Here is a 12,618-nt window from a genome sequence, read left to right as displayed (position 1 = left end):
CGAACCGGTCACTCGGGCCGGACACCTTCGCGTTTCAATCGGTCGCGCAGCACTTCAATTTCAACGGTCAGATCACTGTGATCGTCCAATAGCATCTTTCTGGTGCGCGCCGCAAAATTCTGTTCCAGATCGTCAAGCAACGCCGAATAGTCGGTCAAGGCACCGGCGGTTCGTGTGCGGGAATAGACATCGGCGAACTTGATCGTCGCGTCGCGCGCGCCGCGCAAATAGACGGTCAGGTACTTGCGCGCGCCGGCCAGATCGCGAGGGTCTTCCTCGACTGTGCGGAACAGCTCGCGCGCGGTGTCCTGAAAACGTTCAACCCGCGCTTCGATCTTGCGGTCGCCTGCGCGTTTGATGGCGTCGGACATATCTTTCAGCAGCTTTTCCGCATCCTCGACGGCCCGCGCCACCCGGTCCTGCTGGAAGGTGTCGATCCCTTCCATACCCTTGTCCTTCAGGGGGTCGATGCCGAAAGCCAACGCATGCAGCGCCGTACCGGCCAGCCCGAACAGCAAAGGCGCAAGCAGACTGACCTGCGAGGCTGTCTCGACATGGAGATAGTCGTTGCGAAAGGCGGCCAGCCCCACGCCCAATCCGGTCAGAATACTAGCGAACACCTTGCGCGGTATGGCCGGGCGGCGGGCTGCCCGACGGGCGTGAAACGCGGCTTCGGCCCGCAAACCCTCGCGCAGCAGATATGCGGCGGCCGTCAGCAACCCGGCGGCAACCAGCCCCAGGGTCATGCCGATTGCGCCATCGTTCAGCGACAGAAAGACCAGCGGGATCGCCGGCACGAACATTACATTCGCGCGCGCCCCGGCCGGGTCCACGCGCGCGCCGTCGAACTGGCCCCGTTGCAGAGGTTCTTCGTCGCCCGGTTCGTTCGGGCTGTATTTTCCGCCAAAGCGTCGGGCCATCGCCTCAAAGCCCTCCAAGCCAGCCGGTGCATACCCCGAACAGCAGCACGATCAGCGCCGCATAGGCCATTTTCTGCAATCCGGTCTGAGACATGGCGTTCCCCAAGTTGCCGCCGACAAAAAGGAATCTAGTGGATGCAAAGCCGGGGCGCTAGGGGGAAGGTTGCGTCAATCAAGTCATCTGCGGAGTTTTCCGCTGGGCGCGGAACGCTTTCTTTGCGGTCGGGCAGGGTGGCGGGCCGGATCGGCGGGTTTGTCCTTGTCATCAAGTCCCAATTGGTCGCGTACGACCCGGCGCCGAACCTCCTCAACCTCGCCAGGTTTGAGGCTGCCAAGCTGGAACGGCCCATAAGACACGCGGATCAGCCGGTTCACTGAAAGCCCGATATCTTCCATTGCACGGCGGATTTCCCGATTCTTGCCTTCGCGCAGGCCGACGGTCAGCCAGGCGTTTGCGCCCTGCTGGCGGTCCAGCGCAACCGTCATCGGCTGAAATCTCTCGCCGTCGATCACCAGCCCCCGGCGCAGTGGCGCAAAGTCCTCGTCTTTCGGGCGCCCGTTGACCCGCACCCGGTATTTGCGCAGCCAGCCTGTGGCGGGCAGTTCCAGCTTGCGCTTGACACCACCGTCATTGGTCAACAGCAGCAGCCCTTCGGAGTTCAGGTCCAGCCGTCCCACGCTCATGACGCGCGGCATCTCTTCGGGCAGGTTGTCAAAGATCGTCGCACGGCCCTTTTCATCCCGGGTGGTCGTCACCAGCCCTGTGGGTTTGTGATACAGCCACAGACGTGCCGGCTCGGCCTCGGCGACAGGATTGCCATCGACCGTGATCCGGTCCTTGCCGGTCACGTTCAGTGCCGGGCTGTCGATGGTCTTGCCATTGACCGCCACGCGGCCCGCTTCGATCATGCGTTCGGCCTCGCGGCGCGAGGCGACGCCGGCGCGGGCGAGAACTTTGGCGATCCGGTCGCCGGGGGGAGGGGTTTTGCTCATACCCCCGGCCATAACGCATCCCGGCGGCTTGCGAAAGCCGGGTTTGTGGGGCAGTCAGGGGTATGGAATTCAGATCGTTCATGACCCTGGCGCTGGACGAGGCGCGTGCATCCGCCGAACGTGGCGAGGTGCCCGTCGGCGCGGTGATCGTGTCACCCGGAGGGCGGGTGGTTGCCAGGGCGGGAAACCGGACGCGGGAATTGAACGATCCGACGGCGCATGCGGAGATACTTGCCTTGCGTTCTGCCTGCGCCGATGCCGGGTCCGAAAGGTTGCCCGGTCACGATCTGTACGTGACGCTGGAGCCCTGCGCGATGTGCGCCGCGGCAGTGTCGGCGGCGCGGATCAGGCGCATCTATTACGGCGCCGCCGATCCGAAATCGGGCGGGGTCGCGCATGGTGCAAGGGTGTTTTCCCACCCGCAGGCGCATCACAAGCCCGAAGTCTACGACGGGATATCCGCCAAGGACTGCGAGGCATTGCTGAAAGCGTTTTTCCGGCAACGCCGAGGCGATTGATATCGCTTTCTGTCATCGTTCGGCCAAGCGATCACCGCGCGATCATTTCCAGTCCAGGCGGTAAACTGTTTGCCGCCCTCCGAATCCTTTCAGATGTACTGGTTTTGGCGTTCCGAAACGCATTTCCGCATCATTGCCCATTAATAGCCGGGTTACGTCCGAGACATGAATTTCATTCGGGCCGCTCAAATCGGTCACGCGCGCGGCCTTGTTCACGACGGTTCCGAAAAAATCCTCGTCTCTTTGTATGACGTCCCCCGTGTGGATGCCGACCCGGAGGCCAAGCGCTGTGTCCGCCTCGAAGGCGGTGTTGTTCAGTTGCAAAGCCATGGCCGCCCGTGCCGCGTCATGAACAGACTGAAAGATCGACATGGTCCCGTCACCGAGAGATTTCACCAGCCGCCCGCCATGCTCGGCAATGACATCTTCGGTCATGCCAAGATGCCGCTGCATCGTGTCAGCCCAGGTGTCGTCACCCATCTGCTGAGCGATCCGCGACGAGTCGGCAATGTCGGTAAACATGACCGACGCGGTGCCTTCGCTTTGATTTTGCCTGAAGTTTTTTCGCGCAGCCGCGACAAGCGCGTTGAGCGCCTCATGCTCGATGCCGATTTTTTCCAGATTGGATACCGGGTTCGAGACATGGATCTGTATCAGCTTCCACACGCCGTTCTCCAGATGCAGAACGAAGGTGAACCGATGCAACGACGAATTGCCGTTGCACGCAAAAGTCAGCGTTGCATGGCAATGCGCCCAGCCGATACTGCCGCATTCGAACGCTTCCAGGCTGTGTTCCTGCCAGTCATACTCCGGAATTTCACCGACATGTTCGGCGAACCCGTTGCGAAACAGTTGCCCGGCCCATTCTTCACCGTCAGCGGTGCCCTGATATCTCAGGTGTTCCGAGCCGGAGAGCATGTTTGTCAATACAGCCCCATCGTGGTTTCGAACTGCCTGATTCCACCGGCGTATCACCGCAATCAGTTCAGGCGAAGGGATGGCAGTGTCAGACACGGCGGGCAATCGTCACGTTTCTATAGCCTGCATGACCTCAGGCTCGATCACGGTTACACCGGGCAAGCCGTCAATCAGATCCTGTGCGGATTGTTCCAGAATGGGGAAGGTTTTGTAGTGGCACGGGATCACGGTCTTGAAATTGAAATACCGTTTGGCCGCATAGGCTGTCTGTTTCATGTCCATGGTGAAATGGCCACCCGCCGACAGGATGCCGATATCGGGTTTGTAGTAATCCCCCATCCATTCCATGTCCGCCATGATCGCCGTGTCACCCGAGTGATACAGGGTGTGGCCTTCGGCCATGATCATGAAACCCACCTCGCTGCCGCCGGTGCGCAGGCCATCGGGCGTTGAAAAGGTCGAGGAATGCGACGCCGGCACCATCGCCAACCTGACCTCGCCAAGCTCCACGGTACCGCCCTTGTTGAAGCCGATGGTCTCGATGCCTTCGGTCTCGCCCCAGAACCCCATCAGGTCGTACTGTCCAACCACCGGCACGCCCAGTTTTTTGGCAAGTGGCAGAACGTCCACCACATGATCGAAATGTGTGTGGGTCAGCAGGATATGCGTCGCACCGGCAACGGCTGCTTCATGCTGATCTTCGGGCAATGACGGGTTGCCGGTCAGCCAGGGGTCGATCAGCAAAACCTGCCCCGCGGTTTCGATACGGAAACTGCCGTGGCCCAGCCAGATGATATTCATGGAACTCTCCCTCTTCTCTGTTGGCATCAGCCTAGCATCGCTTATGTAAAAATCCATGGAGTGGATGCGGGAAATCGACAGTTATTGCGAGAGGTTGGGGCCGGATTATTGGGCCGAGCCGCTGAATGCGCTTACCAATGCGGCCTTTCTGGTCGCGGCCTTTGTGATGTGGCGGCGCGTGCGGGGGCAGGGGATGGCGCTGGCCGGTTTCCTTGTGGTGTTGCTGGCCGTGATCGGCATCGGCAGCTTTCTGTTTCATACCCATGCCCGCGTCTGGGCGGCCATGGCGGACACGGTGCCGATCCTGCTGTTCATCCTTGTCTATATCTTCGCCATCAACCGAGATGTCCTGAGGATGAAGGTGTGGCAGGCGCTGGCGCTTGCGGCGCTGTTTGTACCCTACGCCGCGTTGACGGTTCCTGTTTTCCGGCAGGTGCCCGGACTCGGCGGATCGTCAGCCTATGCGCCCGTGCCTTTGCTGATCCTGATCTACGCAGTGTTGCTGCGGCACCGCGCCCCGGACGCGGCCCGAGGATTGGCGGCAGGCGCGGGAATTTTGATGGCGTCCATCACCTTCCGCGCGCTGGACGACCCTTTGTGCGCCGCCTGGCCTGCAGGCACGCATTTCATGTGGCACATTCTGAACGCGATCATGCTGGCATGGATGATCGAGGTGTATCGGAGGTATATTTTGAGCGTTGCAACTGGCACGAGCAAAGGTCGGTTTTGAGCCCATTTTGCTTCAGCAGTTGTTCAATCTTGATCTTTGGTGCCAGCATGGTCTCGCAGAAACCTACCTCCCAAAGAGCCTACAAATGTCGATATGGCAGAAATCCCATAGTAGGCAGAAATTTTGACTAAATCCGATTTTGCCGTTGGGTCAAAAAGCGACAAAACCACCGCAAGCGGCACTAAAGAAACAACAAGAACAAGCCAAAATGAAGCACGATAGTAACCCAAAATGGCCCCTAGTCCAAAAGGAAGGTACAGAATTGAAGTTTTAAACAGCATGAATATCCCGCTTCAGAAAAGTTCTTATTCTTTCAATCATCGGCCAGAGATGCGAGATGTTCAACGTCCGCTTCGTCCGCGAAGCAGTCATAGGTGGCTATTGCACACGTCAAGTGCGGCCACCTTCCACTCTTTCTAACACCCCGGCCCTCACCACACCCTTGCGACCCGCACGGCAGAGCGGTAAATGCCCCTAACGCATATGAGGGTTTCGCATGTCGATTGACCAAAGCACCGCCGCCAAGGTGGCCAAACTGGCCCGGATCAAGGTCGAGGATGACGCGCTGCCGGCGCTGGCATCCGAGTTCAACACCATTCTGGGATTCATCGAGCAACTGAACGAGGTGGATGTCGAGGGGGTCGAGCCGATGGTCTCGGTCGAACCGATGCGGCTGAAGCGTCGTCAGGACGTGGTCACCGACGGCGACCAGCAGGGCAAGGTGCTGTCCAACGCCCCCGACGCGCGCGAGGGGTTTTTCGCGGTCCCGAAGGTGGTGGAGTAAGACATGAGCGACCTGAACAAACTGGGCCTGGCCGAGGCCCGCGACGCGCTGCGCAAGGGTGATGTGACCTCGGTTGAACTGACCGAATCCTGCCTCAAGGCCATTGATGAGGCCGACGCGCTGAACGCTTTTGTCCACAAAACGCCCGAGATCGCGCTGGAACGCGCCAAGGCTGCGGATGAGCGGATCAAGGCGGGTGACGCCCCGTCGATGTGCGGCCTGCCGATCGGCATCAAGGATCTGTTCTGCACCAAGGGCGTGCCCTCGCAGGCGGCCTCGAAAATTCTGGAAGGCTTCAAGCCGGAATACGAATCCACCGTGTCGCAGCAACTGGCCGATGCGGGTGCCGTAATGCTGGGCAAGCTGAACATGGACGAGTTCGCCATGGGCTCGTCCAACGAAACCTCGGTTTACGGCAACGCGGTCAGCCCCTGGCGCCGTGGCAATGACGACGCGCAGCTGACACCGGGGGGCTCATCGGGTGGCTCGGCTTCGGCTGTCGCCGCCGATCTGTGTCTGGCCGCGACCGGCACCGATACCGGTGGCTCGATCCGTCAGCCTGCCGCGTTTGTCGGCATCACGGGCATCAAGCCGACTTATGGCCGCTGCTCGCGCTGGGGCATCGTCGCCTTCGCCTCCTCGCTGGATCAGGCCGGGCCGATGACCAAGAACGTGCGCGACGCGGCGATCATGCTGGAAACCATGTGCGGCCACGACCCCAAGGATTCCACCAGCGCTGAACTCGCTGTCCCGAATTTCGAGGCGATGCTGACCGGTGACATCAAGGGCAAAAAGATCGGTATCCCGAAAGAATACCGCATGGACGGCATGCCCGCCGAGATCGAAAAGCTGTGGGCCGATGGCGCCGAAATGCTCAGGGCGGCGGGGGCCGAGATCGTCGATATCTCGCTGCCGCACACCAAGTACGCGCTGCCCGCCTATTACGTGATTGCCCCGGCCGAGGCGTCTTCGAACCTCGCCCGTTACGATGGCGTCCGCTATGGCCGTCGCGCGCAGCTGGCCCAGGGTGACGGTATCACAGAGATGTACGAGAAAACCCGTGCCGAAGGGTTCGGTCACGAGGTACAGCGCCGCGTGATGGTCGGCACCTATGTGCTGTCGGCAGGTTTCTACGACGCCTACTACAACCGCGCGCGCCGCGTCCGTACCCTGATCAAGAAAGACTTCGAGGATGTCTTCGCCGCCGGCGTAGATGCGATTCTGACACCGGCCACGCCCTCGGCCGCTTTCGGTCTGGGCGAGATGACCGAGGCCGATCCGGTGCAGATGTATCTGAACGACGTGTTCACGGTTACCGTCAACCTGGCGGGCCTGCCCGGTGTTTCCGTACCCGCGGGTCTGGACAAGCAGGGTCTGCCGCTGGGCCTGCAACTGATCGGACGCCCCTGGGAAGAAGGCGATCTGCTCAACACCGCCTATGCGCTGGAAAATGCCGCCGGTTTTGTGGCCAAGCCGGGCAAATGGTGGTAAATCGGGGCAGAGCAGCAAAGAGCAACAAAAGGCAGCTTCAGATGCGTTCAGTTCTTCTGATCCCGGTGATTGGCCTTGTGGCCGCATGTGGCACGACCAGCACGGTTCCCGGTACCGAGTTCAACACCCCCTCTTATCAGGCGCAGCGCGAAGCGGTGCTGAGCGGGCAGACCGTGAACGGAGACCCGCTGATTCCGCCATCGGTTATCTCCTCCGAGGCACTGTCTTCGCCATCGGTCGCGTCCGCACCGCTGCCGGTGCAGGGCACGTCGCTGGCCGGGGTGCCAGCGGATGGAAACTCTGCCGAGGATATCGCCAATCAGACGGCCGCCGCGCTGGCGGGCACCTCACCGGTCAACAGCGCCCCGACGATTACGCCGGTTGCGACCGATACCGCGCCTTTGACCGCCAACAACGTGGCTATTTCCGACGAACAGAATTTTGATGCGGTTTCCACCCGTCGTTCCATTGAAAGCGATGCAGCGCGGATCGAACGGAACAAGGCCAACTACGAGATTGTCACGCCAACAGCGCTGCCGCAGCGCAGCAGTGACGGCCAGCCGAACATCGTGCAATACGCCCTGTCATCTTCCAATCCGGTGGGGTCTCAGGTTTACAGTCGGGCGGGTTTCAACCTGCAAGCCAAGGCACAGCGCAACTGCGCCAAATTCCCCTCGCCGGATCAGGCGCAGATCGAGTTTTTGGCCAGTGGCGGCCCGCAAAAGGATCGTAAGGGGCTGGACCCCGACGGCGACGGCTATGCCTGTGGCTGGGATCCCAGCCCGTTCCGGCGCGCGATCAGCAACTGACACCCGTGCAGCCGGCCTGGCACCCGTCACCGAATTTCGGCCCGCGCCGCGATGGGCTGAGACCCTCGCTCATCGTGCTTCATTACACCGCGATGGACAGCGCCCTGTCGGCGCTTGAACGGCTGTGCGATCCCGAGACAGAAGTTTCGGCGCATTATCTGATCAGCCGCGACGGCACCCTTTGGCAGATGGTGCGCGAACAGGACCGGGCCTGGCATGCCGGTGCCGGAAGCTGGTGCGGGCACCGGGATATCAACTCGCGTTCCATCGGGATCGAGCTGGACAATCGCGGCACGCACCCTTTTTCCGAACCGCAGATGCACGCCTTGGAACCGTTGCTTTCCGGGATCATGCAACGATGGGCAATCGGTCCCGAAGGCGTGATCGCCCATTCCGACATGGCCCCGGGGCGAAAGCAGGATCCGGGCGCACATTTCGACTGGGCCCGTCTGGCGCGGCAGGGTCTGGCGCGCCCACACCCGTCCGAAGAGCCTTCGGCAGATAGCGATGAGGCGGCGCTGGCGACACTGGCCCATGCCGCCGGATATACCGGGTCAGACGACCCGCACGCCTTGTTGCAGGCCCTGCGTCTGCGCTACCGTCCCTGGGCGTGCGGGCCTGAACAGGGGGCGGACCGCGCCTTGCTGCGGAACCTGGCCCTTGACCGCGTTAGGGCGACCACATAGTTGCAGATTTGCGCGGAGGGCCGGATGGCCGCCTGAGCAGGGCGACCTGCCCGGGAGGAAAGTCCGGACTCCACAAGGCAACGGTGCCGGGTAACGCCCGGGCGGGGAAACCCGACGGAAAGCGCCACAGAAAACAGACCGCCATGCGCCTGCATGGCAAGGGTGAAACGGTGGGGTAAGAGCCCACCGCGCTGCTGGCAACAGCGGCGGCACGGCAAGCCCCACCGGGAGCAATGCCGAATAGGACCCCGCGCGGGCCGGTCGGCGTCAGCCGATACCGCCGCTAGGCCCGCCTTGGCCGAGAGGGATCGGGTTGGCAGCTTGAGCCGCGCAGTAATGCGCGGCCCAGAGGAATGGTCATCAAAGGGGGCAACCCCGGAACAGAATCCGGCTTACAGGCCCTCCGCGCATTTCTTTCTATGATCCGGGCGCTTTGTACGCGCCGGACAGGCTGGCCGCTTTTTCCGCGATCGCCACGAATTCCGCGCCGGTCCAGGCCCTGACCGTTTCGATCTTGGAGGTGACACCGGATGCGCCGACGGCCATGCTGACCGAAACGACGTCAGTGCCGTCGGGGGCCTCGCTAATGAGCACGATGTCGTTGGCGCCCGTAGTCATGTAAAGCGCAACCACCTTGCCGCCGACCTGATCCAGAAGCGCCTGAATGGCGGCGGTTCTGTCTTCCGGTTTTTTCATCAGACCTTTAATTCCGGATTGAGAATAAGAAGCGTAGGTAATGAATAGAGGCATGTTCCTCTCCATGCTTGAGGTGTTCGGGACAATGAACTTGGCCTGTCCCCCGGCCGGGTAATTCAAAGGCAAACCAGCGTGGAAACCGCCGGAAAATCAGAAAAAAGCCAAAACCGGCACGTGTGGCTTCGGTCGCGGTGAAAATCCCCGTTGAACGAGACAGCATTTTTTCGCGGCTGCATTCAGTGTGCTGCCCGGCACGATCCGCGGCTCATGGCGGGCCAGCCGGTCCGTCGACCCGAACAAGCTTCGGTCGATTCCCCCTTTCACGCGCCGATGCGCCGTTCCTTCATGACTCCCCCCTTGTCGACAATTTTTATCGAGCACGCTCGAACGCGAGTCTTGCCCCGGGGAATGGCCTCGCGATGCGGTTTCCGGACTGTCGCATCCCGGCTTCACGTCGCTGGATCAAGATATCACGAAACCGTGATGGTATCAAAAATCGGCCAAACGGATGAATCGCTCGCGCCTGCGCAACCGGGAAGAGTTTTTGAAATTCCACTGGTTCTGTTTCGAATCCGGTTGACTTGGGCGCGAAGCCGGGTAAAAGCGCACGCTCATAGGAATTCAACCGAAAGGCCCCTGCCTTTTCGGACGCAGGAGATAACCATGGCGAAGCCGACGACAATCAAGATCCGTCTGAACTCGACCGCGGGCACGGGCCACTTCTATGTGACCAAGAAGAACGCGCGCACCATGACCGAGAAAATGACCGTTCGTAAATACGATCCGGTTGCTCGCAAGCATGTCGAGTACAAGGAAGGCAAGATCAAGTAAGCCTTCCGACACAGAATTTTCGGAAAAGAGCCGCACAAAAGTGCGGCTCTTTTTTTGCGATATTGCCGGAAATATCAGTAGGTGATCGGCCAGACACGATGCATGGGCCGTTGCAGACGGGCATCAGGCCGACAGACATTCGCAAGGCCCCCTGCTTGATATGACACCCGACCTGCCATTACGGTTTCGACAACCCGCCACAAATCTCTGAGCAGTCATGAAAAAAATCTTGTTTCCCGCACTCGCCTGCCTGTCTCTCGCCGCTTGCGAGGATTTCTGGAACCGTGAAGGGGTCGGATTCACCGGCCTCGATGGTGAACCCAAGACCTTCTCGGAGGAGAAGGGCGTCGTCGACTATATCACCCGCCGTGAAAGCGTTCCTGCGGAACTCGCGCGTCTTGCGCCGGTTCAGACGACGACGGATGCGACTGAAATGCACAAGATTGCAGGTGTCGCCATCGATCACGGCGGCCGAACCCCGACGAATGCGGTCGAGGTCGGCGGCCAGGACAAGACGCTGATGCTGAGCAATGTCGAAGTCAACGGTATCCTGTTCGCCGTTTTGCGCACACAGGAGGGTACGACGTCGAAAATGGACGCCTCGGTCGGCAACTCGTTTTCCAACGCGATTCCGCGTTTGACCGGATGTCTGGCGAATGGAAGTGCCTATCAAAAGGGTTCAGCGGGCAGGCGCACCACCGGATTTGCCGTGCCGCTGGATTGCAGCTGATCCAATAACGGCGCAAACCCGCCCCGAATGGCTGCCCGCTGGGCGGCCATTTTCTTGGCCGGATCCGGCTCACGCTGAGCGCTGACCTGCAAGTGCGGTCGGACATTTGCCCCCTGCGAGCCACCTCTCAGGCGGGCTGAGTGGCGCTGAAAGCGGATGCCGGTCAGATAACCGGTGCTATGGCCTGATGAACGTCACCCCCGGCATCGATTGAATGGCGCGCATATCGTCGTCATAGATCTGGGTGAAGGCATCGACCACCTCTTCGGTCCATCCGGGCAGGTCGAGCTCTTCCTCGATCCGGTCGATTGCCGCGTATTGTTCCAGATGTGTCCGGATCAGATCATTGGTCTGGTCGTCGTTCAGTTCGGGGGTCAGGGATCGCTGAACGTGAAATCTCGCCAGCCCCTCTTCGGACAGGACTTCGGGCAGGACCGCGAATTCACCGATCATCGGTTCGCCCTTTGCCACGCCCGCCACCGACCGCAGAACTTTCCCCCAGATCAGCGGGCTATCTTCGTTGCACCAGATCTTGATGTTCACCTCTGGCGCCATTTCGCGAACCTGCGCGACAACCTGCGCCCAGGACAGCTGACTGAGATCGAAAGAGGCACGGATTTCGACCCGCCTGCGCTCCGGAAGTGCGGCCAGAATCGCCGGAATAAAGCTGGCGGGGTTCCTGAGACCCATGCAGAGATCGACCCGAGAGCCCGGAAAGAGCGCGCAGATTTGCGCCATCCTCGATCCGGCAAGCGGATAAAGCTGACCATCCCGTATGGCCGACCATTCAGTGCCAAAGAAATTGGGATCGGAAAACAGGATACGCTCGGGCGTTTCTCCTTGCAGGATCTCTCCGAGAATGATCTCGCGGGCGTCCGGTGGGGCAGGCGCGTCCTTTAATGACTGGAAGAATTCCCGGAACAACTTTCGATATTTCCGCGGCCGGGGAACAATGGTGTCATGCCGATGCAGCGCCTCTGTGTTTTCCCGCAGGCATTTGATCAGGCGTCCGCCGTCGGTTGCGTGTACTCCAGTATGAAAAACCAGTTGCATTTCTCGCCTTTGATTTGGCTTCAGTCTTTCCTGATCCGGGTTGCATGTTTGGCCCGGACAGTCAAATCAAGCGTATGTCCCGGATCTGAGCGTCTCGCGGGTCGCGCGGTTCTGGACAACAACGAAGCCGACCGTGTTGCGACCGGTTCATGGACTGTCCCGCGCTTCAGACCCTCATATCGAATGCGGTTTTGGACAATCGGAAAATTGTGTCTTGAAGTCGATGGTCGAACTCAGTAATTCATCCGCGTGCCCCTATAGCTCAGCTGGTAGAGCAACTGATTTGTAATCAGTAGGTCCGCGGTTCGAGTCCGTGTGGGGGCACCACTAAATCAATGACTTAGCAGTAGATCGTTCATTGCAATCGATTGTTAGGGCGCAAATAGGGCGCTATGGAAGCCGTTGTTTCAAGTCGACATGTCCAGCTAAGCGACTCAAAAAATGCGCAGCGACTAGGTGCCGCAATCATAGATATTTTTTGCCTTGTGGATTGCTATCAAAAGTTGCGCGATGCAAGATCGTGCCATTGATATGGAGTCGTACACATTATGCAGTATCTTTCTGAACTAGGGTCAGGACCCATTGATTTCCGCTTGGCTGCGTGATTCACGGTTCGAAAATCGAGCGGTGACCATGTCTGATCTTTTCTGGCTGACGG

At 60.1% G+C, this 12,618-nt stretch carries 15 protein-coding genes, 1 tRNA gene and 1 other RNA gene; 10 read left to right on the top strand and 7 right to left on the bottom strand.

Annotation, left to right across the window (positions count from 1 at the left end; all coding sequences use genetic code 11):
• Window positions 1-8: 8 nt before the first annotated feature.
• Window positions 9-920, bottom strand: coding sequence for a 5-bromo-4-chloroindolyl phosphate hydrolysis family protein (locus tag ACR0AO_RS18480; protein WP_480606747.1), 912 nt, complete (start codon window positions 918-920; stop codon window positions 9-11).
• Between the two features lie 177 nt (window positions 921-1,097).
• Window positions 1,098-1,913: a pseudouridine synthase gene (locus tag ACR0AO_RS18475; RefSeq protein ID WP_480606744.1), complete on the bottom strand. Its 816-nt coding sequence runs from the start codon at window positions 1,911-1,913 to the stop codon at window positions 1,098-1,100.
• A 62-nt stretch (window positions 1,914-1,975) separates the two neighbouring features.
• On the opposite strand from ACR0AO_RS18475, the gene ACR0AO_RS18470 reads away from it, so the two are divergent.
• Entirely contained in the window at window positions 1,976-2,431 is a 456-nt protein-coding gene (locus ACR0AO_RS18470; protein ID WP_480606741.1) for a nucleoside deaminase, read from the top strand.
• Window positions 2,432-2,473: 42 nt separating this feature from the next.
• Here ACR0AO_RS18470 and ACR0AO_RS18465 read toward each other — a convergent pair whose 3' ends face one another.
• On the bottom strand, window positions 2,474-3,406 hold the full coding sequence (locus ACR0AO_RS18465) for an adenylate/guanylate cyclase domain-containing protein (RefSeq protein ID WP_480607033.1): 933 nt from the start codon (window positions 3,404-3,406) through the stop codon (window positions 2,474-2,476).
• Between the two features lie 51 nt (window positions 3,407-3,457).
• Entirely contained in the window at window positions 3,458-4,150 is a 693-nt protein-coding gene (locus tag ACR0AO_RS18460; protein ID WP_480606737.1) for a metal-dependent hydrolase, read from the bottom strand.
• A 55-nt stretch (window positions 4,151-4,205) separates the two neighbouring features.
• Between ACR0AO_RS18460 and ACR0AO_RS18455 the strand changes: the two genes are divergently transcribed.
• Window positions 4,206-4,880, top strand: coding sequence for a ceramidase domain-containing protein (locus ACR0AO_RS18455; RefSeq protein WP_480606734.1), 675 nt, complete (start codon window positions 4,206-4,208; stop codon window positions 4,878-4,880).
• Between the two features lie 23 nt (window positions 4,881-4,903).
• On the opposite strand, the gene ACR0AO_RS18450 is transcribed toward ACR0AO_RS18455, so the two are convergent.
• Complete coding sequence (locus tag ACR0AO_RS18450) at window positions 4,904-5,161, bottom strand: hypothetical protein (RefSeq protein ID WP_480606731.1); 258 nt, start codon at window positions 5,159-5,161, stop codon at window positions 4,904-4,906.
• A gap of 215 nt (window positions 5,162-5,376) precedes the next feature.
• Between ACR0AO_RS18450 and gatC the strand changes: the two genes are divergently transcribed.
• From gatC to rnpB, 5 genes are all read left to right on the top strand, one after another.
• Window positions 5,377-5,664: an Asp-tRNA(Asn)/Glu-tRNA(Gln) amidotransferase subunit GatC gene (gene gatC, locus ACR0AO_RS18445; protein ID WP_480606729.1), complete on the top strand. Its 288-nt coding sequence runs from the start codon at window positions 5,377-5,379 to the stop codon at window positions 5,662-5,664.
• A 3-nt stretch (window positions 5,665-5,667) separates the two neighbouring features.
• Window positions 5,668-7,155: an Asp-tRNA(Asn)/Glu-tRNA(Gln) amidotransferase subunit GatA gene (gene gatA / locus ACR0AO_RS18440; protein ID WP_480606726.1), complete on the top strand. Its 1,488-nt coding sequence runs from the start codon at window positions 5,668-5,670 to the stop codon at window positions 7,153-7,155.
• A gap of 41 nt (window positions 7,156-7,196) precedes the next feature.
• Window positions 7,197-7,964: a hypothetical protein gene (locus ACR0AO_RS18435; RefSeq protein WP_480606724.1), complete on the top strand. Its 768-nt coding sequence runs from the start codon at window positions 7,197-7,199 to the stop codon at window positions 7,962-7,964.
• Window positions 7,961-8,650: an N-acetylmuramoyl-L-alanine amidase gene (locus tag ACR0AO_RS18430; protein WP_480607030.1), complete on the top strand. Its 690-nt coding sequence runs from the start codon at window positions 7,961-7,963 to the stop codon at window positions 8,648-8,650. Before ACR0AO_RS18435 ends, ACR0AO_RS18430 begins: the two co-directional genes overlap by 4 nt.
• Before the next feature lie 12 nt (window positions 8,651-8,662).
• Window positions 8,663-9,061, top strand: an RNA gene (rnpB, locus tag ACR0AO_RS18425) — RNase P RNA component class A.
• A 6-nt stretch (window positions 9,062-9,067) separates the two neighbouring features.
• On the opposite strand, the gene ACR0AO_RS18420 is transcribed toward rnpB, so the two are convergent.
• The gene (locus ACR0AO_RS18420; protein WP_480606722.1) at window positions 9,068-9,400 is read right to left on the bottom strand and encodes a GYD domain-containing protein; all 333 of its coding nucleotides are present in this window, start codon (window positions 9,398-9,400) and stop codon (window positions 9,068-9,070) included.
• A 609-nt stretch (window positions 9,401-10,009) separates the two neighbouring features.
• On the opposite strand from ACR0AO_RS18420, the gene rpmG reads away from it, so the two are divergent.
• Both rpmG and ACR0AO_RS18410 read left to right on the top strand, forming a co-directional pair.
• Window positions 10,010-10,177 (top strand): 50S ribosomal protein L33, encoded by a 168-nt coding sequence (gene rpmG / locus ACR0AO_RS18415; protein WP_005630270.1) that lies wholly within the window; start codon window positions 10,010-10,012, stop codon window positions 10,175-10,177.
• A 217-nt stretch (window positions 10,178-10,394) separates the two neighbouring features.
• Entirely contained in the window at window positions 10,395-10,907 is a 513-nt protein-coding gene (locus ACR0AO_RS18410) for a hypothetical protein (RefSeq protein WP_480606719.1), read from the top strand.
• Window positions 10,908-11,084: 177 nt separating this feature from the next.
• Here the strand turns inward: ACR0AO_RS18410 and ACR0AO_RS18405 are convergent, their stop codons facing one another.
• On the bottom strand, window positions 11,085-11,831 hold the full coding sequence (locus tag ACR0AO_RS18405) for a hypothetical protein (protein WP_480606717.1): 747 nt from the start codon (window positions 11,829-11,831) through the stop codon (window positions 11,085-11,087).
• Between the two features lie 380 nt (window positions 11,832-12,211).
• Here ACR0AO_RS18405 and ACR0AO_RS18400 point away from each other — a divergent pair.
• A tRNA-Thr gene (locus ACR0AO_RS18400) sits at window positions 12,212-12,287 on the top strand.
• Window positions 12,288-12,618 lie beyond the last annotated feature (331 nt).

The sequence above is a fragment of the Ruegeria sp. AF8 genome, assembly GCF_056541825.1.
This window is presented reverse-complemented; position numbering and strand designations above follow the sequence as displayed.